At 71.8% G+C, this 24,727-nt stretch carries 26 protein-coding genes and 2 tRNA genes; 13 read left to right on the top strand and 15 right to left on the bottom strand.

Features of this window, described 5'->3' with window-relative positions; all coding sequences use genetic code 11:
• The first annotated feature begins 155 nt into the window (after window positions 1-155).
• A complete protein-coding gene (locus tag AOM07_RS10835; protein WP_062313693.1) occupies window positions 156-1,220 on the top strand; it encodes a LacI family DNA-binding transcriptional regulator in 1,065 nt (354 codons plus the stop codon).
• Between the two features lie 433 nt (window positions 1,221-1,653).
• Here the strand turns inward: AOM07_RS10835 and dinB are convergent, their stop codons facing one another.
• The 3 genes from dinB to AOM07_RS10820 form a co-directional block, all read right to left on the bottom strand.
• Window positions 1,654-2,862, bottom strand: coding sequence for a DNA polymerase IV (gene dinB / locus AOM07_RS10830; protein ID WP_062313691.1), 1,209 nt, complete (start codon window positions 2,860-2,862; stop codon window positions 1,654-1,656).
• Window positions 2,863-3,043: 181 nt separating this feature from the next.
• On the bottom strand, window positions 3,044-3,688 hold the full coding sequence (locus AOM07_RS10825) for an SDR family NAD(P)-dependent oxidoreductase (RefSeq protein WP_062313689.1): 645 nt from the start codon (window positions 3,686-3,688) through the stop codon (window positions 3,044-3,046).
• Window positions 3,689-3,780: 92 nt separating this feature from the next.
• Window positions 3,781-3,854: transfer RNA gene (locus tag AOM07_RS10820), tRNA-Ile, on the bottom strand.
• A gap of 176 nt (window positions 3,855-4,030) precedes the next feature.
• Between AOM07_RS10820 and AOM07_RS10815 the strand changes: the two genes are divergently transcribed.
• From AOM07_RS10815 to AOM07_RS10805, 3 genes are all read left to right on the top strand, one after another.
• A complete protein-coding gene (locus tag AOM07_RS10815) occupies window positions 4,031-4,225 on the top strand; it encodes a CsbD family protein (RefSeq protein ID WP_369401218.1) in 195 nt (64 codons plus the stop codon).
• A gap of 77 nt (window positions 4,226-4,302) precedes the next feature.
• Window positions 4,303-4,378: transfer RNA gene (locus tag AOM07_RS10810), tRNA-Asn, on the top strand.
• Between the two features lie 102 nt (window positions 4,379-4,480).
• Window positions 4,481-5,614, top strand: coding sequence for a serine hydrolase domain-containing protein (locus AOM07_RS10805; RefSeq protein WP_062313685.1), 1,134 nt, complete (start codon window positions 4,481-4,483; stop codon window positions 5,612-5,614).
• Here the strand turns inward: AOM07_RS10805 and AOM07_RS14530 are convergent.
• From AOM07_RS14530 to dnaG, 7 genes are all read right to left on the bottom strand, one after another.
• Window positions 5,533-5,835: a hypothetical protein gene (locus tag AOM07_RS14530; RefSeq protein WP_084830259.1), complete on the bottom strand. Its 303-nt coding sequence runs from the start codon at window positions 5,833-5,835 to the stop codon at window positions 5,533-5,535. The two genes, AOM07_RS10805 and AOM07_RS14530, sit on opposite strands and share 82 nt — an antisense overlap.
• Window positions 5,836-5,920: 85 nt before the next feature.
• Window positions 5,921-6,346 carry a VOC family protein gene (locus AOM07_RS10800; RefSeq protein ID WP_062313683.1) on the bottom strand — a complete coding sequence of 142 codons (426 nt, stop codon included), beginning with the start codon at window positions 6,344-6,346 and terminating at the stop codon, window positions 5,921-5,923.
• Window positions 6,347-6,439: 93 nt separating this feature from the next.
• A complete protein-coding gene (phnE, locus tag AOM07_RS14770) occupies window positions 6,440-7,324 on the bottom strand; it encodes a phosphonate ABC transporter, permease protein PhnE (RefSeq protein ID WP_062313681.1) in 885 nt (294 codons plus the stop codon).
• Window positions 7,321-8,040: a phosphonate ABC transporter, permease protein PhnE gene (gene phnE, locus AOM07_RS14765; protein WP_169748153.1), complete on the bottom strand. Its 720-nt coding sequence runs from the start codon at window positions 8,038-8,040 to the stop codon at window positions 7,321-7,323. The genes phnE (AOM07_RS14770) and phnE (AOM07_RS14765) overlap by 4 nt, the downstream gene beginning before the upstream one ends.
• 80 nt (window positions 8,041-8,120) lie before the next feature.
• A complete protein-coding gene (gene phnC, locus AOM07_RS10785) occupies window positions 8,121-8,891 on the bottom strand; it encodes a phosphonate ABC transporter ATP-binding protein (protein ID WP_062313678.1) in 771 nt (256 codons plus the stop codon).
• 84 nt (window positions 8,892-8,975) lie between these two features.
• A complete protein-coding gene (phnD, locus tag AOM07_RS10780) occupies window positions 8,976-10,004 on the bottom strand; it encodes a phosphate/phosphite/phosphonate ABC transporter substrate-binding protein (RefSeq protein ID WP_062313677.1) in 1,029 nt (342 codons plus the stop codon).
• Between the two features lie 177 nt (window positions 10,005-10,181).
• Entirely contained in the window at window positions 10,182-12,128 is a 1,947-nt protein-coding gene (gene dnaG, locus AOM07_RS10775; protein WP_062313826.1) for a DNA primase, read from the bottom strand.
• A gap of 112 nt (window positions 12,129-12,240) precedes the next feature.
• On the opposite strand from dnaG, the gene AOM07_RS10770 reads away from it, so the two are divergent.
• The 4 genes from AOM07_RS10770 to AOM07_RS10755 are packed head-to-tail and all read left to right on the top strand — an operon-like array spanning window position 12,241 to window position 14,532.
• A complete protein-coding gene (locus AOM07_RS10770) occupies window positions 12,241-12,696 on the top strand; it encodes a DUF6941 family protein (RefSeq protein WP_156165308.1) in 456 nt (151 codons plus the stop codon).
• Window positions 12,696-13,118 (top strand): hypothetical protein, encoded by a 423-nt coding sequence (locus AOM07_RS10765; protein ID WP_169748152.1) that lies wholly within the window; start codon window positions 12,696-12,698, stop codon window positions 13,116-13,118. Before AOM07_RS10770 ends, AOM07_RS10765 begins: the two co-directional genes overlap by 1 nt.
• A complete protein-coding gene (locus AOM07_RS10760; protein ID WP_062313673.1) occupies window positions 13,115-13,531 on the top strand; it encodes a hypothetical protein in 417 nt (138 codons plus the stop codon). The genes AOM07_RS10765 and AOM07_RS10760 overlap by 4 nt, the downstream gene beginning before the upstream one ends.
• Window positions 13,528-14,532: a DUF368 domain-containing protein gene (locus AOM07_RS10755; protein ID WP_084830258.1), complete on the top strand. Its 1,005-nt coding sequence runs from the start codon at window positions 13,528-13,530 to the stop codon at window positions 14,530-14,532. Before AOM07_RS10760 ends, AOM07_RS10755 begins: the two co-directional genes overlap by 4 nt.
• Window position 14,533: 1 nt before the next feature.
• Here AOM07_RS10755 and AOM07_RS10750 read toward each other — a convergent pair whose 3' ends face one another.
• The 5 genes from AOM07_RS10750 to AOM07_RS10730 all read right to left on the bottom strand — a co-directional run bounded on the left by AOM07_RS10750 (window position 14,534) and on the right by AOM07_RS10730 (window position 20,948).
• Entirely contained in the window at window positions 14,534-15,802 is a 1,269-nt protein-coding gene (locus tag AOM07_RS10750) for a deoxyguanosinetriphosphate triphosphohydrolase (protein WP_062313671.1), read from the bottom strand.
• Window positions 15,803-15,852: 50 nt separating this feature from the next.
• Entirely contained in the window at window positions 15,853-16,428 is a 576-nt protein-coding gene (locus AOM07_RS10745; protein WP_062313669.1) for a dihydrofolate reductase family protein, read from the bottom strand.
• A gap of 136 nt (window positions 16,429-16,564) precedes the next feature.
• Entirely contained in the window at window positions 16,565-17,728 is a 1,164-nt protein-coding gene (gene dusB / locus AOM07_RS10740; RefSeq protein WP_082101467.1) for a tRNA dihydrouridine synthase DusB, read from the bottom strand.
• Between the two features lie 594 nt (window positions 17,729-18,322).
• Window positions 18,323-19,561, bottom strand: a complete 1,239-nt coding sequence (locus tag AOM07_RS10735; RefSeq protein ID WP_062313665.1) for a YibE/F family protein — start codon at window positions 19,559-19,561, stop codon at window positions 18,323-18,325.
• 1 nt (window position 19,562) lies between these two features.
• Window positions 19,563-20,948, bottom strand: coding sequence for a glycine--tRNA ligase (locus tag AOM07_RS10730; RefSeq protein ID WP_062313663.1), 1,386 nt, complete (start codon window positions 20,946-20,948; stop codon window positions 19,563-19,565).
• Window positions 20,949-21,175: 227 nt separating this feature from the next.
• Between AOM07_RS10730 and AOM07_RS10725 the strand changes: the two genes are divergently transcribed.
• From AOM07_RS10725 to AOM07_RS10705, 5 genes are read left to right on the top strand one after another with little or no spacing between them, the layout of a single operon-like run.
• Entirely contained in the window at window positions 21,176-22,123 is a 948-nt protein-coding gene (locus tag AOM07_RS10725) for a metal ABC transporter substrate-binding protein (RefSeq protein ID WP_084830257.1), read from the top strand.
• Window positions 22,116-22,943, top strand: coding sequence for a metal ABC transporter ATP-binding protein (locus AOM07_RS10720; protein ID WP_062313659.1), 828 nt, complete (start codon window positions 22,116-22,118; stop codon window positions 22,941-22,943). The genes AOM07_RS10725 and AOM07_RS10720 overlap by 8 nt, the downstream gene beginning before the upstream one ends.
• The gene (locus tag AOM07_RS10715) at window positions 22,940-23,776 is read left to right on the top strand and encodes a metal ABC transporter permease (protein ID WP_062313657.1); all 837 of its coding nucleotides are present in this window, start codon (window positions 22,940-22,942) and stop codon (window positions 23,774-23,776) included. The genes AOM07_RS10720 and AOM07_RS10715 overlap by 4 nt, the downstream gene beginning before the upstream one ends.
• Entirely contained in the window at window positions 23,773-24,189 is a 417-nt protein-coding gene (locus AOM07_RS10710; RefSeq protein ID WP_062313655.1) for a Fur family transcriptional regulator, read from the top strand. Before AOM07_RS10715 ends, AOM07_RS10710 begins: the two co-directional genes overlap by 4 nt.
• Window positions 24,189-24,725: a DedA family protein gene (locus tag AOM07_RS10705; RefSeq protein WP_156165306.1), complete on the top strand. Its 537-nt coding sequence runs from the start codon at window positions 24,189-24,191 to the stop codon at window positions 24,723-24,725. The genes AOM07_RS10710 and AOM07_RS10705 overlap by 1 nt, the downstream gene beginning before the upstream one ends.
• Window positions 24,726-24,727 lie beyond the last annotated feature (2 nt).

Here is a 24,727-nt window from a genome sequence, read left to right as displayed (position 1 = left end):
GACCCCGACGACGTCACCGGCTCCGCGCGCCATATCGACAGTGGGCACGCTGCCCGTACACTCCACGCGTAGGGGTTCACCGGCGGGCCCGCTCCCATCGCGACTCGCGACGATGCGCGGCCGTCCGGCGACCGAGGTCCGTGGGGGTGGCACAGATGGCGCGCGCGGAATCGACGCCGAGAGCGGCACCGTCGCGCGCCGCGTCTCGCGCGCGGCAGACGCCGAACATCCATGATGTCGCTGCCGAGGCCGGCGTCTCGTATCAGACCGTCTCCCGCGTCATCAACGGAGCCCCGAAGGTCCACGCGGACACACGGCGCCGTGTGCTCGAGGCGATCGCGAGCTTGGACTATCACCCCAGCCGCGCGGCGCGGACGCTGAACTACGGTCGCCGCGGCGCGGTAACGGTCGTGACCCATGACACGCGCTTGTTCGGCCACACCGGCGTCATCGCCGGAATCGAGGAGAGCGCCCGGCGCTCTGGCGACGTGGTGAGCGTGGCGGTGATCGAGTCCGACGGCGGGGACCACGTGCGTCGCGTCGCGGACCAGGTAGCCGATGCGAGCGCCGGGGCCGTGGTGGTGATCGGGTTCGACCGCGCGGCGCGGGCCGTCGTCCCAGCGCTCTCGAAAGACGTGCCCGCGGTCGCGATCGTCGACCCGGGTCACCTCGACCTCGAGGTCCCGTCGCTGTGGCTGGACGAGCGACCCGCAGCGGCCGCCGCGACCCGCCTCCTTCTCGGGCTCGGCCACCGCACGGTGCATCACGTCGGAATCCCGTCCCTGCAGCGCATGAACGGACGTGAGGCCGGCTGGCGCGACGCCCTCGAGGAGGCGGGAGCACCCGTGCCGGAGGTCCTCCGCACTGGTTGGCGAGTCTCGGACGGTTTCGAGGCCGGCACCCGTCTTGCGCGCCACAGCGACGTGACCGCCGTCTTCTGCGGCAACGACGAGCTGGCACTGGGCGTCCGCCGCGCGATGCACGAGGCCGGCCGCGACGTCCCCAACGACGTCAGCATCGTGGGATTCGACGACATGCCGGAGGCGCGCTTCGCCGTACCGTCGCTGACGACCGTGCGCATGGACTTCGAGGCGCTGGGACGCTCCGCGCACTCCATCGCCGCCGCGCTGGCCCGCGGCGAGGAAGCGGCATTGCCGGAGCTCCCCATGCCTGAGCTCGTCGTGCGCGAGTCCGTCGGCCCCGCGCGGGACGTCCGATAGCGCTGTCCGGCGGTCGGTGGCGAAGACTCGGAATTGACTGACCAGGGGGTATGCCCTGTCGCGGGAGCCCCCAGTCCATGGTCGATCTGCGTACGGTCCGTTCTAGGCGGCGACGACCCTTCGAGCAGCACGTCTACCAGGAACGATTCTCGATGTCCGCTCGCGATGCGCTGCGCCATGCGAGAACCGCCACCCGAGACCGCAGCACAGTCCACAGGCCCCGCCAGGCCCCTGCCAGCGCGCCTGCGGCCGGAGCGTGTACAACCCTTCGCCACGGATCCAACTGTTCACGCATGCTGTGGATCGCGGACACCATCGTCGACGGCGACCAGATGGCCGACTGCCCGCTCGGCGGGATCACGCCCCCACGTGACCCTCGCGATCCGAGCTGCGCATTCCAGAGTCGCGCTCGCCACGCGGGTCCTGCACGTGCCTACTCGTGTTCAGGCAGCCGCGGCGCCGACACACCAGGGTCGCGACCGATGAGCGCGGCGCGCGTGACGGCCGCGGAGCCGAATCGATCGCGGACCGCATCGAGGGCGGTGTCAAGCGCGCTGTCGATGCGCGCCCCGTCGTTCCAGTCGATCGGCAGCTCCGGCTGGACCGTGCCGGCGCTGGTCAGCTGCGCGAGCGAGACGCCGATGAGGGTGACGCCCCGGTCGGAGATGTCGGGGCCCGCCGCAGCGAGCAATCGCTGGGCGACGGCGAGCAACACCTCGGTGCTATCGGTAGGCGTGGCGAGCGTGTGCGATCGGGTCGCCTTGACGAAGTCGCCGTAGCGCAGCCTCAGGACCACGGTGGCGCACGACGATCCGCGATCGCGCAGGCGCTTCGCGAGGCCGTCGACGATCTGAGTGAGGATCAGCCCGAGCTCACCACCCGTGTAAGACCGACTGCCAAGCGCGCGCTGCGAGCCGATGGATCCGTGACGCTTGGTCGTGTCGACCGACCGCGGGTCCCGGAGCCGGGCCAGCGCATGCAGATGCGCACCGGCCGCCTTGCCGAGCCATTGCTCGGCGGTCACCGCCTCGAGCTCGGCCAGCTGCCCGACCGTGTAGACGCCGTTGCGGTGCAACTTCTCCGCGGTCACCGCGCCGACGCCCCAGAGCCGTTCGACCGGGAGGGGATGAAGGAACGCCTCTTCGCGGTCCGGCGCCACCACGAGGAGCCCGTCGGGCTTGCTGACGGCGCTCGCCACCTTCGCGAGGAACTTGGTTCTCGCGACGCCCACCGAGATCGGGAGCCCGACTTCGGCACGCACGCGTTCCCGCAGGCGCACGGCGATCTCCTCGGGCGTCCCGGCAAGGCGGCGAAGCCCTCCGACCTCGAGGAATGCCTCGTCGATCGAGACTCCCTCCACGTACGGCGTGGTGTCGTGGAAGATCGCGAACACCGCACGGCTCGCTGCGGAGTAGACCTCCATACGGGGAGGGACGACGATGGCGTCAGGACAGAGCGCACGCGCACGCTGCACCCCCATCGCGGTGCGAACGCCCCGGGCTTTCGCTTCATAGCTCGCGGCCACCACCACGCCGCCGCCCACGATCACAGGCTGTCCGCGAAGGGCGGACTCGTCCCGCTGCTCGACCGAGGCGTAGAACGCGTCGAGGTCGGCGTGGAGCACCGTCGCTTCGCCGCGCATCCCACACCTCCTGTCACCGCACGCTCTTCCAGGAATGGTCTCACCAGCGCCCGACACCGCATGGGTGTGCCCCCGTGGTGGCTGACGTCGATCAACACCGGGGCAGACCCGGCCGGTGTCGAGAAGCGGTGTGGCGGGCCCCACTGCTTCTCGTCTCGCCTAGAGGATCGAGGACGTGCCGCTATCTGACGATGACCTCGTTGACCCGAGCCACTGGCTCGGCCTCATGCAGTTGGAGGTATGCCTTCGCGATGGCCGCGGAGCTGAGCTGCGCCAGACCTCCGTCCACTCTCCCGTCGATCGTGACGATCGCCGCATGCACGGGCGAGTCAGCGAGCTCGACCGACAGCGCCTGCACATACGCACGTAGCGCCGCCTTGCCCACCGAGAGGGACGCAAAGCTCGGCGACGGCCTCGTCGCGAGCGCGCCGCCCGTGAACAGCAGACTCTGCCGCTCACCCTCGAGCAATGGCAACACGGTCTCTGCGGCCACCTTTGCGCCGAGCACGTCGACGGCCATCGCCGTGACCCAGCCGCCGTCATCCCCGTCGGTCGGCGAATCGCGGCGGAGCAAAGCGGCGTTGTACACCAGCGATGCAGGCGCACCAAGATCAGCGATCGCAGCGGTGATCGCGACGCGCAAACTGCCGGGCTCGCTCGCGTCCGCCTGGTAGGCAAGCGCAGGTATGCCATAGGAGACGAGGTCGCCCACGAGCGCCTCAAGTCGTTCCTTGCGCCGCGCGATCAGGGCGACAGGGTGCCCCGCCTTCGCGAACACACGAGCGATCGCCAGGCCCAGTCCGGGACCTGCTCCGACCACGATCACCGCACCTTTGACCACCGCTTCTCCCTTGTCGACGCGCGTCTCGCACTGAGTCTGCCGCCTCGTCCCATACGGTTCCGCCCAGGCTCCGTCGGTGGGCCAGGCGGGGCTCGAACCCGCGACCGATGGATTATGAGTCCACTGCTCTAACCGGCTGAGCTACTGGCCCGTGGCCCCCGAGGAGGCCGCCCGACAGTCTAGCGAGGCGCACGCGCGACGAGCGCGCGGCCCCCTCCCTGCGCCCGACCCCGACCACCCCGGGGAATGCCTCGCCAACAATTCGCCTTGTATCAAGGGTGACCGCGACCGCGGTCAGTGACGATTCGAAGTGGAGGAGTCATGAGCATGAGCGACCGTGCGAGCAACGCCGCCGAGGACCTCAAGGGCAAGGCCAAGGAGGGCGCCGGCAAGGCGACCGGCGACGAGCAGCTCGAGGCCGAGGGCAAGGTGGACCAGTTCAAGGCAGGTGCCAAGGACAAGGTCGAGGACGCGAAGGACGCCGTCGCCTCGAAGTTCAACGACGCCACCGACGACGACTGACGACCACCGCAGCGGGGGTTCGCGCCTCGAAGTGGTCAACGGACCCCTCCGGGATCCGGTACAGTATTCGAGCGCGATCCTCCGTAGCTCAATTGGCAGAGCAGCCGACTGTTAATCGGCAGGTTACTGGTTCGAGTCCAGTCGGGGGAGCCACCGGCCCGGTCCTCATCGAGGACCGGGCCTTCTGCTTTCCCGGACCCCCGCCCCGGGACCTCCGCCCCTGGCGCCGCCTCGACGAGCCGATACGTTCGAAGCATGCGCCGTTCCGGGCCGTGGACGCTGGCCGGCGCGGTGCTCGGCCTCGCGGTGCTGCTCTCCGGATGCGGCGGTGGCCCGTCGACCGAGGACCTCGCCGCGGTCGACTACGCCCCGCAGGACCCCGAGCAGTGGACGACGTCCACCCCGGCGGAGCAGGGCCTCGAACCCGACGCGGTCGCCGAGCTCTTCTGGCATGCCGGGCGGCTCGAGAGCATCTACGGCCTCGTCGTGGTGAAGAACGGATCCCTGGTCGCCGAGGACTACTTCAGCCTCGGCTCGGTCGACCGGACGGCGCTGCTGCAGTCCGCCACCAAGAGCATCACGGGCGCGCTGGTCGGCATCGCGATCGACGAGGGCTGCGTCGCCGGACTCGACGAGCCGATGATGACCTACTTCCCCGAGCTGGCCGGCCAGCTCGACGATCCCCGCAAGAACTACATCACCATCGAGCAGCTGCTCCAGTTCCGCGCCGGTTACCAGTGGGAGGAGTCGTCCGACGAGCTCCTCACGGCCCTCTACCAGGGATTCCGACCCTCGAGCCTGATCGACGTCCCCCTCGTGCGGGATCCCGGCACCGGCTGGGACTACAGCAACCTCTCGAGCCACCTGCTGTCGGTCGCGACGTCGCGCGCGTGCGACACCGACCTCCTCGACTTCGCTGTCGAGCACCTCTTCGGCCCCCTCGGCATCGAGCCGGGCGACTGGACGCAGGACTGGGATGGCTACCGCTACGGCATGGGCGAGCTGAACCTGCGTGCCCGGGACATGGCGAGGTTCGGCCAGCTCTACCTCGACGGCGGGGTCGCCGACGGCGAGCGGCTGATCCCCGAGGACTGGATCGACGCCTCCTGGACGCCCTACACGGAGGACGCTTGGTACTCGAAGGTCGGGGACAACTTCGACCGCACGGCGTACGGCTATCAGTGGTGGATCATCGACGCAGGCCCGCACACCTACGTCCTGGCCTGGGGTCACGGGGGCCAGCAGATCGCGGTCGTCCCCGAGCTCGATCTGGTGATCGCCGTGACCGCCGACCCCCTCAAGGGCGATCACGGCGGGGGCGGATGGGCGCTCGAGAAGGCGAATCTCAACCTGGTCGCGGACTTCATCGCCGGTCTGCCGGCCGCGTAGGCGAGCGTGAGCGGCACCACGAGCACGAGCAGCGGCGAGCGCTCCCACCAGGGCCGCAGCATGCCCGCCTCGCGCATGACCCGCCGGACGACGCGCCGGCCACGCCGCACCAGCAGCTGCACCTCGAAGTCGCGCAGGTCCCTCACCGAGGGCACGTCGACATTGTCGAGCGCGGCGACCCTGCGTCGCGCCCGCTCCTCGACGGCGCGGTCCGCGTCCATCCTTCGGACGGTAGCAGGCACGGCGCGGGACGGCTACGGGAGGCTGCGCGCCGGGACCTGCCGGCGGGACGATGCGGCGGCGGCCTCAGCCGCCGAGCACCACCGACCCGTCCGCGGCGGGTGGCGAGAACGGGTTCATCGCGAGCTCCCACACGTGGCCGTCGGGGTCCGCGACGTAGCCGCTGTAGCCGCCCCAGAACACCTTCTCGGGAGTCTTGAGCGGGGTCGCTCCGGCCTTGACCGCCTCGTCGAAGACCGCGTCCACCTCGTTCTCGGTCGGATAGTTCTGCGCGAGCGTCATCCCGCCCACCCCGAGGTCGGCGTCGGGACGCCCCTGGTCGGCCGCGAGCGCGCCGAGCCCGAAGAGCGCGACCACCACGCCGTTCGCCTGGTAGAACACGATCCCCTCGTCCACCTGCGCGGGCGTCCAGCCCCACGCCTCGTAGAACGCGCGCGCACGCTCCAGATCCGCGACACCCAGCGTCACGTACGACACCCGTGGACCACCCATGACGACCTCCCCCGTCCCGACAGGTTCACGCTACGCGCGGCCGCCGACAGCGTCGCGGCGGGCCGCGCATCGTCCCGCCCCACCCGCCGGCCGCTACAGCGTCGCGGCGTCCTGCTCCACCTTCGTGTCGGAGACGCCCGAGCCCGCGATGATGCGGTGACGCACCGCCCCGGAGACGGCGTCGACCAGCACCGTCACCACGATGATGACGAACAGCAGGATCCCGATGAAGTCCCACTCGCGGTACCGGAACGCCTGCGACAGGACCGAGCCGATGCCGCCCGCGCCGATGATGCCCAGGATCGCGGAGGCGCGGATGTTGATCTCGAAGCGGTACAGCCAGAACGCGAGCACCTCCGGCAGCACCTGCGACCAGTAGGTCCAGCGCAGGATCGCGCTGCCCGGCGCGCCGGCCGCGCGCGCGGCCTCGACGGGCCCGGGGTCGATCCCCTCGAGCGCCTCCGCCGTCAGCTTGCCGAGCGTGCCGACGGCGCCGATGCCGAGCGCGAGCGCGCCCGCGTTGGGCCCGAAGCCGAAGATGGGCAGCAGCAGGATGATCGCGAAGACCAGCTCGGGCAGGGTGCGGATCGCGTTGAGGATCACGCGGGTGACCTGGACCACCACCGGGTGCGAGACGTTGCGCGCCGCGAGGAAGCCCATGGGGATGGACAGCACCGCGCCGATCATGGTGCCGATCCACGCCATCGAGATCGACTCGAGCATGCCGCCGAGCGCGGCGCTCCAGTACTCGCTGTAGGGCTCCGAGAACGGGTTCTGCACGAGGCCCTTGAGCATGAGGGAGAAGTACTTCCCCCCCTCGGTGAAGATGTCCGGCAGCTTGCCCCAGTCGGCGTTCGACAGGAATCCGCCGGCGAGCACGACCACCACGAGGGCGATCGCGCCGATGGTGGCGCGGGCCTTGCCGGGCTCCTCGGGGCGGACGGTGCGCGTCTCGGACGCGGTGGACGCGGCGTTCACACGAGCCTCCTGCGCAGGTGCTGGGAGAGCTGGTCGATGAGCAGCACCACCACGAACATGCTGATGACGATCGCCGACACGTTCTCGAAGTTGAAGCGGGCGAACTGCACCTGGATGAGCTGCCCGATGCCGCCGCCGCCCGCGTACCCGATGACCACCGACGAGCGGATGTTGAGCTCGAAGATGTACAGCGCGTACGACAGGAAGTTGGGCAGGATCTGCGGCTGCACGGCCCACCGGGCACGGGCGAACGTGCCCGCGCCGGACGCGTCCGCGGCCTCGAGCGGGCCCTGGTCGACCGCGTCGATGGTCTCGGCGGTGAGCTTCGCCGCGATGCCGATGTTGAAGATGAACAGCGCGAGGATGCCGGCGAGCGACCCCACGCCCACGAGCGCCACGAAGATCAGCACGTACGCGACGTCGGGCAGCGAGCGCAGCACCGCGAGGAACCACTTGGTGGCCCGGTACAGCGGCGTGGACCGGTTGGTCACCCGAGAGGCCATGTAGGCGAAGACGAGGCCGACGGCGACGCCGAAGAAGCTCGCGACGACCGCGATCGAGATGGTCTCGAGCCACGCGGTCCACGCGTTGCCCAGGTACGACCAGTTGGGGTGCAGGAACTGCTCGACCACCACCCAGCCGTTGGAGAAGTTCTCGAGGAGCGGGCCGAGCGTGAAGCCGATCTCCCAGCCCGCCCACGCGGTGGTCGCCGCCACGGCGACCAGCCCCAGGATCAGGACCCGGCTCGGCCGGGGCTTGCGGGGCCGCGCTGGCGCCGCCGGGGACGCGGCGACCGTCATGCCTGTCCCGGGAGCACGTCGTCCGCGGTGAGGGAACGGCCGTAGATCTCCTCGAACACCGCATCGTCCGCCTCGGCGCCGGTGCCGTCGAAGACCATCCGGCCCTCGCGCATCCCGATGACGCGGTCGCCGAACTGGCGGGCGAGGTCGAGGAAGTGCAGGTTCACGATGGTGGTGATGCCCAGCTCGCGGTTGATCCGCTGGAGGTCCTTCATCACCATCTGCGCGGTCGGCGGGTCGAGGGACGCGACCGGCTCGTCGGCGAGCATGACCTTGGGGTCCTGCGCGAGCGCGCGGGCGATCGCGACGCGCTGCTGCTGGCCGCCCGAGAGCTGCGAGGCACGGGTCCACGCCTTCTCGACGATGCCGACCCGCTCGAGCGACCGGAACGCCCGCTCCTTCTCGTCCGCGGTCCACGCGCCGATGAGGGACCGGTACGCCGGGATGGCGTGCATCTGTCCCATCATCACGTTGTTCATCACGGACGTGCGCTTCACCAGGTTGAACGACTGGAAGATCATGCCGATGCCGGACCGCACGTCGCGCATCGTGCGCTGCGAGGCCCCGGCCATCTCGACGCCGTCGACCGTGAGGCTGCCCTCGGTGACGGGCACGAGGCCGTTGATGGTGCGGATCAGCGTCGACTTGCCGGCCCCGGACAGACCCACGACGACGACGAACTCGCCGTCCGGGATGGTGAGGGAGACGTCGTCGAGGCCGACCACGCCGTTGGGGTAGCGGACCGTGACGCCCGTGAGCTCGATCATGAGAGATGCCTATCAAAGGGAAGGCGCCGGCGGCCAGCCACGTGGCCGGCCGCCGGCGCGATGTTCCGTACGAGACCTACGCGCTCACTCGCCGCCGAAGGTGTCGTAGGTCGGGCCCACGAAGTCCTCGAAGGCGGCGAGGTCGGCGGGCTCGAGACCCTCGATGTCGTAGACCGCGTCGAGGGCGGCGAGACCCTCCTCGGTGCCGGCGAGGTCGAGCAGCGCCTGCGTCAGGGTCTCCTGGATCGAGGCGTCGAGGTCGCCCGAGAGCACCACGCCGTCGTTCGGGATGTTCTTCGTGTACGCGAAGACGACGACCTTCTCGCCGACATCGGAGAACTCCTCCGCCAGGTTCGAGCGCGCGTCGTTGTACGACAGGCCGATGGTGGCCTCGCCGTCGTAGACCGCCTGCACGGTCTGCGAGTGGCCGCCGGCGAAGAAGCCGTCGGGGAACGCCGACGCGGCGTCGTCGATGCCGAGGATCTCCGCGAGCTGGATGGCCGGGAAGTAGTAGCCGGACGCCGAGGTCGCGTCGGTCCAGGCGATCGAGGCGTCCTCGGGCACGAGCGCGAGCGCGTCCTCGCCCTGGGGGCCCTCGTAGCCGGTGGCGCCGTTGCAGTACGAGTAGTTGATGCCCTCGTCGTCCGCCTCGGTGGTGACGTCGTCGAGGCAGTAGGTGTCGGGGTCGTTGGTGAACCACTGGCCCACGTAGTCGCTCGCGCCGTAGCGGACGGCCTGCAGGACGATATCCGCGCCGGCCTCCTCCTGTGCCTGCCACATGGCGATGGGGCCGAGGAAGCCGATGTCCGCCTGGCCAGTCTGGAGCGCCACGACGACCGCGTTGTAGCTGTCCGGAACGAACACCTCGACGTCGATCCCGAGCTCGTCCGACAGCACCGTGGCGAGCGCCTCGCCGTCCGTGGTGATCTGCTCGACGTCGTCCGACGGGACGAGGGCGAGGGTCAGCGACTCGGGCAGCTCGGCGGCGGCCGCCGCGGTGCCGGTCGCGTCGGGCGACGACTCCGAGCCCGCGTCGTCGGAGCTGGAGCAGCCCGCGAGCGCGAACGCGAGGCCGGCCGCGACGGCGGCGGGGGCGAACAGACGGTTCCTCACAGTGACACCTTCCATGGTGATGGGGGCGCCGCGGATCATCGCGGCCCGGCCGCGTGGACGCGGCCTCCCCGACACGCTATCCGTGCCCTCACATCAAACATGCACGTGTCGACAAGAGTTTTCGGCCTGGTAACTCTCAGTTCACACGGCCTTTGCCGAGCCGTGACCGGCGAACGGTCACTCCACCTCGCGCAGCTGGCGCCGGCGGGTCTCGAGCCGGATGATCTCCGCGAACGCCTCCTGGGCGGCGTCCGTGCCCGCGCCCGCGCGCTGCATGCGGCCGCGCAGGTCCGCCGTGCGGCGCGTGATCGCGAGGTCGAGCAGCCGCGCGAGGACCGAGCGCGCGTAGTGGCCCAGCTCGGACGGCTTGTCGTGCGGCAGCGGGGTGACCGCGAGCTGCGACACCAGCGGCGCGAGGTCCGGCCCGGCCTGCTCCTCGACCGCACCGACCCAGTCCGCGACCGCCGCACCCGGGCCGCCGGCGGCGACCACCGCGTCGAAGATCTGCCCGTACTGGGGCGCGGTGAACGAGTCGCGCGCGAGCTCCGCGACGATCCCGAGCGTCATCGGGTCCTGCGCGATGTCCGCCTTGGCCTGCAGCAGCACGCCGAGCGACAGCGCCTCGGCGCGCACCACCGGGTCGCGCGGGTTGGGCCGCGCGGCGGACACCGTCATGATCTGCCCGGTCTCGGGGTCCATGGGCGGCGGGCCGTCGTCGGGACGATGCGCGGGCTGGCCGCCCTGGCCGGCAGGCTGGCCCTGCGGGGCGCTCCCCCGCTCCCCCGCGCGCGACACGGCGCGCAGGACGTCGGCGGGCTCCATGCCCAGCCACCCGGCGAGGCGACGCGCGTACTCGGGGCGCAGCGCCCGGTCGCGGATCTGCGCGACGATGGGGGTGGCCGTGCGCAGCGCGGCGACCCGCCCCTCGGGCGTCTCGAGGTCGTGCGCCGCGAGCGAGGCCTTGATGACGAACTCGAACAGCGGCACGCGGCGCTCCATGAGGCGGCGCACCGCGTCGTCGCCGTCCCGCTGCCGGATGTCGCACGGGTCCATGCCCTCGGGGTCGACCGCGACGAAGGTCTGCGCGAGGAACTGCTGGTCGAGCGCGAACGACTTGAGGGCCGCGTTCTGACCGGCCTCGTCGCCGTCGAAGGTGAAGACCACCTTGGCGCCGGTGGACCCGACCTTGATCTGCGCCTGCCCGGTGTCGCCCATGAGCCGGCGCACCACCTTGACGTGGTCCTCGCCGAAGGCCGTGCCGCACGTCGCCACCGCGTTGGTGATGCCCGCGAGGTGGCAGGCCATGACGTCGGTGTAGCCCTCGACCACCACGGTGGTGCGCTCGCTGCGGATCGCGCCCTTGGCGAGGTCGATGCCGTAGAGCACGTGGCTCTTCTTGTAGATCTGCGTCTCGGGGGTGTTGAGGTACTTGGGGCCCTGGTCGTCCTCGTGGAGGCGGCGCGCGCCGAAGCCGATGACGTCGCCCGTCACCTCGCGGATGGGCCACACGAGGCGCCCGCGGAAGCGGTCGTAGACGCCTCGCTGGCCCTCGGACACGAGCCCGGAGGCCTTGAGCTCGGGCTCGGTGAAGCCCTTGCGGCGCAGGTGGTCGGTGAGGTGGGACCAGCCCTGCGGCGCGTAGCCGCAGCCGAAGTGCGCGGCGGCCTCGCCGTCGAAGCCGCGCTCGCGCAGGAAGTCGCGCGCGATGCGGGCCTCGGGCGAGCCGAGCTGCTCGACGAAGTACTCGGCGGCCACCCGGTGGGCCTCGAGCAGCCGGCGGCGCATGCTCGCCCCGGACTCGGAGCCGCGGCGCCCGCCCGCCTCGTAGCGCAGCGTCACCCCCGCCCGCTCGGCGAGGTACTCGACCGCCTCGGCGAACGGCAGGCCGTCCATGCGCATGACGAACTCGATGACGTCGCCGCCCTCGCCGCAGCCGAAGCAGTGCCAGCGGCCGGCGGCCGGACGCACGTGGAACGAGGGGGAACGCTCGTCGTGGAAGGGGCACAGCCCCTTGAGCGAGCCGACGCCCGCGGACTTGAGGGAGACGTGCTGGCCGATGATCTCCTCGATGGGCGCGCGCTCACGGACCGCCGCGATGTCGTCCCTGTTGATCGTGCCCGCCACGGGCACAGGGTACTCGGGCGCGGCCCGCTTCCGGTGCATCGTCCCCGTTCGCGCCGGAGCACGGCACCGAGTGGCGCTAGGCTTGAGCCGCACCCCAGGAAAGGACGCTGTTGTGAGAGTGGACGCATTCCTCGCCGATTCGGCTGAGGTCGTGCAGAACAAGATCTACGCGCTCGGCGCGGGGTGGAACATCATCTTCGTGCGCGGCTTCCCGGCCGTGCACCGCCGCCTCTCCGTGGGCGCCATCGTGCACGTCCCCTTCACCGAGACGAACCGCACGCACAACTTCGAGCTCAAGCTCCTCACCGAGGACGGCGTGGAGTACCCGATCGGCATCCGTCCGGACGCCGAGGGCAAGCCCACCCCGATCCGCGCCATGGGCGGCGAGTTCACCGTCGGCCGCCCGCCGCACCTCGTGGACGGCGACGAGCAGGTCGCGAGCTTCGCGTTCACCATCGACGGGCTGCGCTTCGACAAGCCGCGCCTGTTCTCGTGGGTGATCAGCGTCGACGGCGAGGAGATGACCCGTCTCCCCATGCGCGTCCAGCAGGCGGCGCAGCAGGCCTAGTGGAGCTGTACACGGGGGTGATCCACCCCCTCGTGCTCGGCGTGTCCGCGCTCCTCGCGCTCACCGGGCTGATCACGCTCGCGTGGGCGCCCGCGCATCGTGCCCTCAGGCTGCTCGTGCCCGTGACGTACGCGGCCGTCGCCGTCCACACCGTGGCGGTGGTGGTCCTGTTGCTCACGGGCGCGGACGCGGACATCATCCTCACGCTGGGCTACACCGTCGCCTCGGTGGCCCTGCTCGCGCTGCTCGGCATCGGGCGGCTCGGCACCCCCGAGGCCGCCTCCGCGGACCCCGACCCGCACCGCCCCGTGCTCACGCGGTCGCAGATCACGCGCGTGGACGCCGCCTCCGCGGTGATCGTCGCCGTGGCGCTCGCCGTCGTGGCGTGGCGCGTGCTGGTGATCCTCGAGGCCGCGGCATGAGCGGCGTCGCCCGCCTGTCGCTCGTCGTCGCCTACGCCGTCCTCGCGCTCGCCGCGCTCGGCCGGTCGACGTACCAGATCGCGACCAAGCTGTCCGAGGCCCCCGTGCCCTACCTGGTGTCGGGCGTGTCCGCGCTGCTCTACCTCGTGATCGCGGTCGCGCTGTGGCGGCGCTGGACGGGCGTCGCGCTCGTCGGGACGGCCCTCGAGCTGCTCGGGGTCCTCGTGGTCGGCACGCTCGGCTACGTCGAGTCCTCGTGGTGGCCCGACGAGACCGTGTGGACCGGCTACGGCTCGGCCTACGGCTGGGTCCCGCTGCTGCTCCCGGCGATCGCCCTCGCGCTGCTCTTGCGCGAGCGGCGTGCGCGCCGGGACGATGCGGGGGTCACCCCCGCGCAGGAAGGAGCGGCATGACCGCGCACCAGGCCACCCCCGTCGAGGCCGGCGCCCCGCAGGCGCGCCGCACGCCCCTCCTGGTCGCGCTCGACCTCGTGCGCGGCGCGATGATCGGCACCGCCGAGACCGTCCCCGGCGTGAGCGGCGGCACCGTCGCGCTCATGACCGGCGTGTACGAGACGCTGCTCACCTCCGCCGGCCACCTCATCGCCGGCCTCCGCCACGCCGTCACGGACGGGCTGCGCGGCCGGGGTCTCGCCGAGGCGCGCGCGCAGCTCGCCCGCGTGTCCTGGGGCGTGGTGCTGCCCATCGGAGTCGGCATGGTGATCGCGCTGCTGTCGATGGCCCACGTGATGGAGGGCCTGCTCGAGGACCACCCGGAGACGATGCGCGGGCTGTTCCTCGGCCTCGTCCTCGCGTCCCTCGCGGTGCCCTTCCGTCACTCCCGCCGCGTCGCGCCGCGCTCCCCCGTCGTCCCGTGGACGTGGCGCGAGTGGCTGCTGGCGGCGGCCTCCGCCGTCGCGGTCGCGATCGTCGTGTCGCTGCCCGCGGGCGACCTCTCGCCCGAGTGGTACGTGCTCATCCCCGCCGGCGCCCTGGCGGTGTCCGCGCTGGTGCTGCCCGGCCTGTCCGGCTCGTTCCTGCTGCTCACCATGGGCCTGTACGAGCCCACCATCGCCGCGCTCAACGACCGCGACCTCGGCTACCTCGCGCTGTTCGCGACCGGCCTGGCGATCGGCCTCGTCACCATCGTCAAGCTGCTCCAGTGGCTGCTCGAGCACCACCGCCGCCTCACGCTCGTGGTGCTCACGGGCATCATGGCTGGCTCGCTCGTCGCGCTGTGGCCGTGGCAGGACGCCGACGGCGCGCGCATCGCCCCCACGGACCCGATCGTCGGTCCCCTGCTCGCGGCCCTCGCCGGCGCCGCGGTCGTCGTCGGGATCCTGGTCGCCGAGCACCGCCTGCTCGCCCGCCGCACGGCGGACGTCGCCGAGACGGCCGAGACCCCCGGCGCCTGACTCAGCCCCGACGCCGCGCCACGTACCGGTGGTGCCAGTCGTACGCCGACTTGTCGGTGAGCGACGCCACCTGATCGATCACCACCCGCTTGCGCGCCGCATCGTCCGCCGCCTCGCGGTGCATCACCGCGAAGTGCGGCTCGAGCGCCTCGTCGCCCAGCTCGACCAGCGCGCCCACGAGCGCCGCGATCCGCTCCCGCTGCTGCCGGTAGGCCGCCTTCTTCTCGCGCGGCGCCATGAGGAAGTGCACCGCGATGCCCTTGAGCATGAGGATCTCGTCGGAGATCTCCGCGGGGATGACCAGCCGCGCGTGGTGGCGCGTGAGCGGCCCGTCGCCGTACTCGGCGCGCGTGGCCTCCGCGACCGTGCCCACGATGCGGCCGATGAGCTGGCTGGTCATGTCCTTGAGCGTCGCGAGCGCCCGGTGCGAGCCGTCGTACTCGTCCATCCACCACGGCTCCGCGCGCAGCCGGTCGAGCGCGGCCATGAGCGCCTCGGGCTCGCCGCGGCCGTACCAGACGCGCGCGTGGTCGGCGATCTCGCGGGCACGCGCCGGGTCGCGCAGCACCCCGAGGGAGACGGTGTGGTGGACCACCGAGTCCTCGACGTCGTGGACGGAGTAGGCGATGTCGTCGGCGAGGTCCATCACCTGGGCCTCGAAGCTCTGGGCGCGCTCGGGGGCGCCCTCGCGCAGCCAGCGGAACACCGGCAGGTCGTCGTCGTAGACGCCGAACTTGCGGGTGGGGGTGCCGTCGGGACGGGTGGGCGTCGCGTCCTCGGTCCACGGGTACTTGACGCTGGCGTCCAGCACGGCGCGCGTGAGGTTGAGGCCCACGCTCTGACCCGTCACGGGGTCGTAGGTCTTGGTCTCGAGCCGCGCGAGGATGCGCAGGGTCTGCGCGTTCCCCTCGAAGCCGCCGATGTCACGAGACACCTCGTCCAGCGCTCGCTCGCCGTTGTGGCCGAACGGCGGGTGGCCGAGGTCGTGCGCGAGGCACGCCGCGTCGACGACGTCCGGATCGCAGCCGAGCACCTTGCCGAGGCTGCGGCCCACCTGCGCCACCTCGAGCGTGTGCGTGAGGCGCGTGCGGACGAAGTCGCCCGTGCCGGCGCCCAGGATCTGGGTCTTCGCGCCCAGGCGGCGCAGGGCGCTCGAGTGCACGATGCGGGCGCGGTCGCGCTCGAACGGGGTGCGCTGGGCCTGCTTGGGCGGCTCCTGGACGTAGCGCTGCACGTCCGCCGCGCCGTAGCCCTCGGGTGGGACGCTCACATTCCGACTCTACCGGGCACGATGCGCGGGTCCAGGCAGGGGCCGCGGCGTCAGCGCGGCTCGGTGGGGCACGCGAGGTGGATCTGGACGAATCCGTCGCCGAAGCGGACCACGTGCTCGGCCGTGAGCTCCGCGGGCCGCGGCAGGCCGCCGAAGAGCGAGACGCCCTTGCCGAGCACCGTCGGCACGACCGTCACGACCAGCTCCTCGAGCGCGCGGGCCGCGAGGGCGTCGCGCACGAGCGTCGCGCCGTCGACGTAGACGTCCTTGCGGCCCGCGATCCCCTTGGCCTTCTCGAGGACCGTGGCGATGTCCCCGCGCGCCGGGCGGACGGTGGCGTGCTCGGTCTCGAGCGGGCGATGCGTGAGCACCAGCATCGGCAGGTCGCGGTAGGGCCAGTCGGGGAAGCGCGTGACGATGTCGAAGGTGCGCCGCCCCATGACGATGCAGCCGACGCGGTCGAGGAAGTCCCCGAAGTGGAGGGCGTCGTCGTCCGAGTCGCGCCACGGCTCGTCGGCGACCGGAGGCGCGCCCTCGGCGCGCGGCTCGAGCCAGTCGAGGTCGTCCCGGGGCCCGGCGACGAAGCCGTCGAGCGACATCGCGAGATACGCGCGCACCCTGCTCATGCCGCCACGTTAGTGCAGGTATGCGGCGTTTGCAGGGTGCAGTTTGTCACACTGTGCGAGGTGTGGGGCGCGCGGGGGCCGCCCGCGCATCGTCCGCCCGCGGGCCGTACCTGACCCGCGCATCGTCCGCCCGGCGTCAGCCGCCGGAGACGCTCAGCTCCGCCTCGCGGAGGCGCTTCTCGAGGTCCGGCGTGATGTCCTGGGTGTCGAGCCAGCCCTCGGGGCACGCGGGCACGCGCGGCGAGCCCTGGCGGCCGCGGGGGCCCTCGGCCTCCTCGCCGGGGTAGCCGGCGTCGAGGTCGAGCGTGTCGAGGATGTCGCGGAGCTCCGCCAGCGTCGAGATGAGGCCGAGCGAGCGGCGGATCTCGCCGCCCACCGGGTAGCCCTTGAGGTACCAGGACATGTGCTTGCGCAGCTCGCGCATGCCCTTGTCCTCGTCGTCGTCGAAGTGCGCGACCATGAGCTCGCCGTGGCGGTAGATCGTGTCCGCGACCATGCGGAGGCCCGGGCGGACGCGCTCGTCGCGGCCCTCGAAGGCCGCCTGGAGGTCCGCGAAGAGCCACGGGCGGCCCATGCAGCCGCGCCCGACCACGACCCCGTCGCAGCCGGTCTGCTCGACCATGCGCAGCGCGTCCTCGGCCTGCCAGATGTCGCCGTTGCCCAGCACGGGCACGCTCGTCACGGCCTCCTTGAGCCGCGCGATGGCCTCCCAGTCCGCGTTGCCCGAGTAGTACTCGGCGGCGGTGCGGGCGTGGAGCGCGACGGCCGCCGCGCCCTCCTTCTCGGCGGTGCGGCCCGCGTCGAGGTAGGTGAGGTGGTCGTCGTCGACGCCCTTGCGCATCTTCACCGTGACGGGGATGTCGAACTTGGACGCCTCGCGGACGGCGGCGCGCACGATGTCCTTGAACAGGTCGCGCTTCCACGGCAGCACCGCTCCCCCGCCGCGGCGCGTCACCTTGGGCACGGGGCAGCCGAAGTTCATGTCGATGTGGTCGGCGCGGTCCTCCTCGGCGATCATCTTGACCGCCGCGGCGATGGTCGCGGGGTCGACGCCGTAGACCTGCACCGAGCGGGGCTTCTCGTCGGGGTCGTGCGCGATGATCCGCAGCGACTCGGGCGTGCGCTCGACGAGGGCCCGCGACGTCACCATCTCGGCCACGTACAGCCCGCCGCCGTGCTCGCGGCACAGCCGGCGGAACGCGGCGTTGGTGACGCCGGCCATGGGGGCGAGCACCACGGGAGTGTCGACCTCGAGGGGGCCGATGCGCAGCGGCGGCAGGAGGCGGGTGGTCGTGGTCATGGGGTCCATTGTCTCAGGCGGGCCGGGTGGGGCTGGCGGGCGGGGCTGGCGGCGCCTCGGCGCGCGGGCGCATCAACTTGGAGATCCGCGGGCGGAGACTCGGCGGTTGTCGCCCGGAATCCTCCACCTTCGCGCATCGGCGCGGCGAGAACGCGAGCGGGGTCCCGTCGTCGGCGGCACGCCCGTGGGCACCCGGCGATGGCGGCGCCTCGGCGCGCGGGCGCATCAACTTGGAGATCCGCGGGCGAAGACTCGGCGGTTGTCACCCGGAATCCTCCACCTTCGCGCATCGGCGAGGTCGAGATGAGGGCGGCCGGACGCGGATCGCGACCGCGAACCAGAGGGCGGGCGCTCTCGCGCCCGGGCCGCTGAGGGAAAGCCCGGGCGCGAGGCGCCGCGGCGCAGCGACCAGGCGCGCAGCCACGACGTGCAAGAGGGACGGGAGCACTCGGCCCTATCCCCCAGGGACGCTCCCTCGCGCCCCGAATGCCCGCCTCTTCAAGCGTGGGGCCCACGCCCCGGCGCGTCAAGCGCAACACGACAAATTGGGGGAAATCGGCACGAATCCGTCACCTCGCACGGCTTTTCCCCGCCTCAGGCCTCCGCACCGGACGCCGTGGGGCCCGGATCGGCACCCGTGGACGCGTCGCCGGCGACCGCGCCCTCGTGAGTCTGGCCGTGCGTCTCGCCGTGCGCCTCGGCTTCCGCCGCCTCTCCGCCGAGGCCGACGATGAGCGCGCCGATCGCGGTGGTGAGCGGCACCGCGAGCACGAGGCCGATCGAGCCCACGAGCGTGCGCACCACCTCGCCGGCGATCTCCGACGACGTGATCGCGGTCGACACCGGGTTGTCGTAGACCGCGATCAACATGATGAGCGGCAGCGACGCCCCCACGTACGCGAACGCGATCGTGTAGACGGTCGACGCGATGTGGTCGCGGCCGATGCGCATGCCGCGCGAGAACAGCTGCCACGGGCCGAGGTCCGGGCGCGCCTTGCCCAGCTCCCACACCGCCGACGCCTGGGTGATGGTGACGTCGTTGAGCACGCCGAGGCCCGCGATCATGAGGCCGCACAGCGCGAGGCCCTGGAGCGACAGGCGGCCGTCGAGGAAGGCGAGGTTGACCTCGGCCTCGGACGGCACGCCGGGGATCTGCGCCGCGGTCACGGCCCACGTGCCGATGATCGCGGTGAAGACGAGGCCGGCGATGGTGCCGAGGTAGGCGGTCGTGGTGCGGGCGTTCGGGCCGTGCGCGACGTAGAGGAGCACGAACAGCGCCCCGGCGGACGTCACGAGGCCCACGATGGGCGGGCTCGCGCCGTCGAACAGCGCGGGCACGGTGTAGAACGCGACGATCCCGAAGGCGAGCGTGAGGCCCACGAGCGCGCCGAGCCCGCGCCACCACGCGACCGCGATGACGAGGACGACGTAGACGATGAGCAGCGCGAGGATCGGCGGGTCGCGCGCGAAGTCGGAGAAGATGAGCGGCTGCTCGGGGTCGACCTCGATGACGCGCACCTCGTCGCCCGGCTCGAACGTGAGCGAGGCGACGCCGGCGGGCGCCATCGTCCGCTCCTCCTCCGCCCCGGGCGTGGTGACCTGCACGGTCGACTCACCGGTGGTCTCGTCGTACGCGAGGACCTCGGCGTCGAGGCGCCGCGCGTCCTCGTAGAGGAAGCTCTCGGACCCCAGCCGGTCCCACGACGACGGCCAGGTGACGGCCGCGCCGACGATCACCGCGGCGACGACGCCGACCACGAGCGCCCACAGCAGGCGCGTCGTGGCCGCGTTGGCCCGCGGCGGGCTCTCGGAGTGCGAGTGCCCGGCTCCCATGTCAGGCGCCGATGAGGCGCTGCGCGAGATAGCCGCTCACCTGCGACAGCGCCACGCGCTCCTGCTGCATGGTGTCGCGGTCGCGGATGGTGACGGCCTGGTCGTCGAGCGTGTCGAAGTCGATGGTGATGCAGTACGGCGTGCCCACCTCGTCCTGGCGGCGGTAGCGCTTGCCGATGGACTGCGTGACGTCGACGTCGATGTTCCACGCGCCGCGCAGCTCCTTGGCGAGGCTCTCCGCCGTGGGGACGAGGTCCGCGGACTTCGACAGCGGCAGCACCGCGGCCTTGACCGGCGCGAGGCGGTGGTCGAGGCGCAGCACCGTGCGGGTTTCGGTGCCGCCCTTCGCGGTGGGCACCTCCTCCTCGGTGTAGGCCTCGACGAGGAACGCCATGAGCGAGCGAGACAGGCCGGCTGCGGGCTCGATCACGTACGGCACGAAGCGCTCGTTGGTGGCCGGGTCGAGGTAGCTGAGGTCCTTCCCCGAGTGCTTGGCGTGCGTCGACAGGTCGAAGTCGGTGCGGTTCGCGATGCCCTCGAGCTCGCCCCACTCGGAGCCCTGGAAGCCGAAGCGGTACTCGATGTCCGTGGTGCCCTTGGAGTAGTGCGAGAGCTTCTCCTGGGGGTGCTCGTAGAGGCGCAGGTTGTCCTCGGAGATGCCCAGGTCCGTGTACCAGTCCTTGCGGGTCTGGATCCAGTGCTCGTGCCACTCCTCGTCGGTGCCGGGCACGACGAAGAACTCCATCTCCATCTGCTCGAACTCGCGGGTGCGGAAGATGAAGTTGCCGGGCGTGATCTCGTTGCGGAACGACTTGCCGACCTGCGCGATGCCGAACGGGGGCTTCTGGCGCGCGGTACGCATGACGTTCTCGAAGTTCACGAAGATGCCCTGCGCGGTCTCGGGGCGCAGGTAGTGCAGGCCGGACTCGTCGGAGGCGGCGCCCAGGTAGGTGCGCAGCAGGCCGTTGAACATCTTGGGCTCGGTCCACTGGCCGCGGGTGCCGCACGCCGAGCACACGATCTCGGCGAGGCCGCCCTCGGGCGCGCGGCCCTTCTTCTCCTCGAACTCCTCGAGCAGGTGGTCCTCGCGGTAGCGCTTGTGGCACGACAGGCACTCGACCAGCGGGTCGACGAACGCGGCGATGTGGCCGGACGCCTCCCACACCTGCGGCGGGAGGATCACGGAGGAGTCGAGGCCGACGATGTCGTCGCGGCTCGTCACCATCGCGCGCCACCACTGGCGCTTGATGTTCTCCTTGAGCTCGACACCCAGCGGTCCGTAGTCCCAGGCGGAGCGCGTCCCTCCGTAGATCTCGCCGCACGGGAACACGAAGCCGCGGCGCTTCGCGAGCGAGATGGCGTTGTCGAGACGGCTGGGTGCGGCCACGTGATGCTCCTTGTGGAAGGGGGTCGGAATCGCTCGCGACAGTCTAGCCGTGGGTGAGCGCGCGGACGATGCGCGTGGCGCGACGGGGGACGATGCGCGGGCGTCGGCTCCGGTGGGCGCGGTGGCACGCCGGAGGGCGCGCGGCGGCGCACGATGCGCTCGAGGACCGTCTGGGCCCGAAGTCCTGATTTCGACAATCATTATCAATAGTGGGTAGGATGCGGAGCATGAAGAAGACCTCCGCCCTCATCGCCGCCGCGGCGGCCTCGACGCTCGCGCTCACCGCGTGCTCGTCGACCGACTCTGACGCCGGCGCCTCCGGCGGCGCGTCCGACGCCTCGCTCACCGTGGCGACCGCGTTCTACCCGCTCCAGTTCGTCGCCGAGCAGGTGGGCGGCGACCTCGTCGAGACGGTCTCGATGACCCCGTCGGGCGTCGAGCCGCACGACGTCGAGCTCTCCCCCGCCACCGTGCGACAGCTCGGCACCGCGGACCTCGCGCTCTACCTGGCGGAGTTCCAGCCCGCGGTCGACGACGCGATCTCCACCACCGGCGTGGAGGCGCTCGACGCCGCCGCCGTGGTCGAGCTTCACGCGGCCGAGGAGCACGCCGACGAGGACGAGCACGCCGACGAGGAGGGCGAGGAGGACCACGACCACGGCTCGTCCGACCCGCACTTCTGGCTCGACCCCGAGCTGCTCGCCGCGTTCGCGGACGCCGTCGGCGACGCCTTCGCCGCCGCCGACCCGGACAACGCGGACGCCTACACCGCGAACGCCGAGGCGCTCCACGCCTCGCTCGACGACCTCGACGCCCAGTACACCGAGGGCCTCGCGCAGTGCGAGCGCGACACGATCGTCACGGGCCACGAGGCCTTCGGCTACCTCGCGGACGCCTACGGGCTCCACCAGGAGGGCATCGCGGGCCTCGACCCGGAGAACGAGCCCTCGCCGGCCCGCATCCTCGAGATCAAGGACATCATCACGGAGACCGGCGCCACCACGATCTTCACCGAGGACGCGGTCAGCGCGTCGGTGGCGCAGGCCCTCGCGGACGACATCGGGGTGGACACCGTGGTGCTCAGCCCCGTGGAGACCATCGACGACGGCGACGACTACATTGCTGTCATGACCAGGAACCTTTCGACGCTGGAGGACGCGCTCGGCTGTGAGTGATCCCGCCCCCGTCCCGGACGTCCCGCACTCGCTGGTCGAGGCGCGGGACGTCCGCGTCTCCCTCCAGGGCACGGAGATCCTCCACGGGGTCTCGCTCACCGCGCGCGGGGGCGAGGTCGTCGCGCTCATGGGCGGCAACGGCTCGGGCAAGTCGACGTTCGTCCGCGCCATCGTCGGCGCCCTGCCCACCACGTCGGGCGCCATCGACCTCTTCGGCACCCCCGCGACGCCCCAGATCCGCGCGCGGCTCGGCTACGTGCCCCAGCGCATCACGGCCGCGGGCGGCGTGTCCGCCACCGCGATCGAGGTGGTGACGTCGGGGCTGCTGGGCAGCCGCGAGAAGGACGGCCGCGTCGGCTCGCGGCTGCGCGGCCTGCTCCCGCCCCGCGACGCCAAGGCGCGCGCCCGCGAGGCGCTCGCCTCCGTGGGCATCGAGGACCTCGCCAAGCGCGACGTGTCCCGGCTGTCGGGCGGCCAGCAGCAGCGCGTCCTCATCGCGCGGGCCCTCGTGCGCCGCCCCCGGCTGCTCATCCTCGACGAGCCCATGGCGGGCGTGGACCTGCAGTCGCAGGTCGCGTTCTCGCACACCATCGGGCACCTCAAGGAGGAGGGCGTCGGCATCGTCATCGTGCTGCACGAGCTCGGCGCGATCGGCCGGCACATCGACCGGGCCGTCGTGCTCGAGCGCGGCTGCGTCACCTACGACGGCGTGCCGCCCAAGGACCTCGGCGTCCACGCCCTCCCGGGCCACGAGCACGAGCACCCCCACACCGACCCGCCCGCGCGCGACCACGCGTCGCTGGGATTGGAGGGGCCGTGAGCCTGCTCTCCGAGCCGCTGATCCAGCGGATGCTCATCGTCGGCCTGCTCGTGGGCATGGCCGCGCCCGTCATGGGCACCTACCTCGTCCAGCGCAGGATGGCGCTGCTCGGCGACGGCATCGGCCACGTCGCGCTCGCCGGTGTGGCCGCCGGCTGGCTTGCGGGCAGCCTCTTCGACCTCGCGCAGCAGGACGCGCTCGCCATCCCCGGCGCCGTCGTGTTCGCGATCATCGGCGCGGTGCTCATCGAGCGCATGCGCTCCCGCGGCACCGGCGCGGACGTCGTCATGGCCATCCTCTTCTACGGAGGCATCTCCGGCGGCGTGCTGCTCATCGGCCTCGCCGGCGGCTCGAACGCGAACCTGCTCGGCTACCTCTTCGGCTCGATCTCGACCGTGACCTGGGGAGACGTCTGGATGAGCGCCGGCCTGGCCGCGCTGATCCTCGCGGTCGGGATCGGCCTGCGCACCGCGCTGTTCGGCGTCACCCACGACCAGGAGTTCGCCCGCTCGACCGGCCTGCCGGTCGAGGCGCTCAACATGGTCGTGGCGGTGCTCGCCGCGGTCACCATCACGGTCGCCATGCGCGTCGTCGGCGTGCTGCTGGTGAGCGCGCTGATGATCGTGCCCGTCGCGGTCGCGCAGCTGCTCACGCGCTCCTTCTCGCGCACCATGTACGTCGCCATGGGCATCGGCGCCGTCCTCACCCTCACCGGCATCTGGATCACCGTGTTCCACGACATCCAGCCGGGCGCGCTCATCGTCACCCTCGGCGTGACCCTCTACGTGATCGTGGCCGCGGCCACGTCGCTCCTGAAGGGAGCTCGGCGATGAGCCCCGACACCGCCCCCCGTCCCCGCATGACGCGGCAGCGCCGCGAGATCCTCGACGCGCTCGACACCCGCGACTTCCGCTCCGCCCAGTCGTGGCACGAGCGCCTCCGCTCGGACGGGTCGACCGTCGGCCTCGCGACCGTCTACCGGGCGCTGCAGGCGCTCGTCGACAGCGGCGACGTCGACTCGGTCGTGTCCGAGTCCGGCGAGACGCTCTACCGCCGCTGCGAGGCGGGCGAGGAGCACCACCACCACCTCCGCTGCCGCGTGTGCGGCAAGGCGGTCGAGATCGACGTGCCGGAGTTCGAGGAGTTCGCGCGCCACATCGGCGACGCGCACGGCTACGGCGACATCCGCCACACGATCGAGCTCACCGGCGTGTGCCCGGAGTGCGCCGCGGCGGGCCGCGGCTGATGGCGGGAGTCCCCTCCTTCGTCTTCGACGGCCCCTGGTGGGGGCTGTTCGTGTTCCTGTGCGGCGTCGTCTTCTTCCGCACCCAGGGCACCTACTGGATCGCCCGGTGGGCGCGCACGGGGGCCGATGCGGTGGCCGACCGGGCGGAGGCGCACCACAGCCGCCGCGCCCGCCTCGCGCGCCGCTTCTCGGGCCCCGGCATGGAGCGCGCCCGCGCGTTCCTCGAACGGTGGGGCTACCTGGGCATCCCCGTGTCGTTCCTCACCGTCGGCTTCCAGACGATGGTGAACGCGACCGCCGGGTACACGCGCATGCGCTGGGACCTCTACACGCTCGCGATGATCCCCGGCTGCCTCGCCTGGGCGACCGTGTACACGGCGATCGGGCTGTCGCTGTGGGAGGCGTGGCTGCGCTCGCCGTGGCTACTCGCGGCCGCCGTGGTCGCGATCGTCGGGGCGGCCTTCGGGCTCAACCGGTGGCGCCGGCGCCGCCGGCCCTCCCAGCCCGCCGACGCATCGTCCCCCTACGCCTCCTGAAG

The sequence above is a fragment of the Demequina rhizosphaerae genome (assembly GCF_000971255.1).
Lineage (GTDB): Bacteria > Actinomycetota > Actinomycetes > Actinomycetales > Demequinaceae > Demequina > Demequina rhizosphaerae.
Note: the sequence above shows the minus strand (reverse complement) of the source record. Positions and strands in the feature narration are given on the sequence as shown.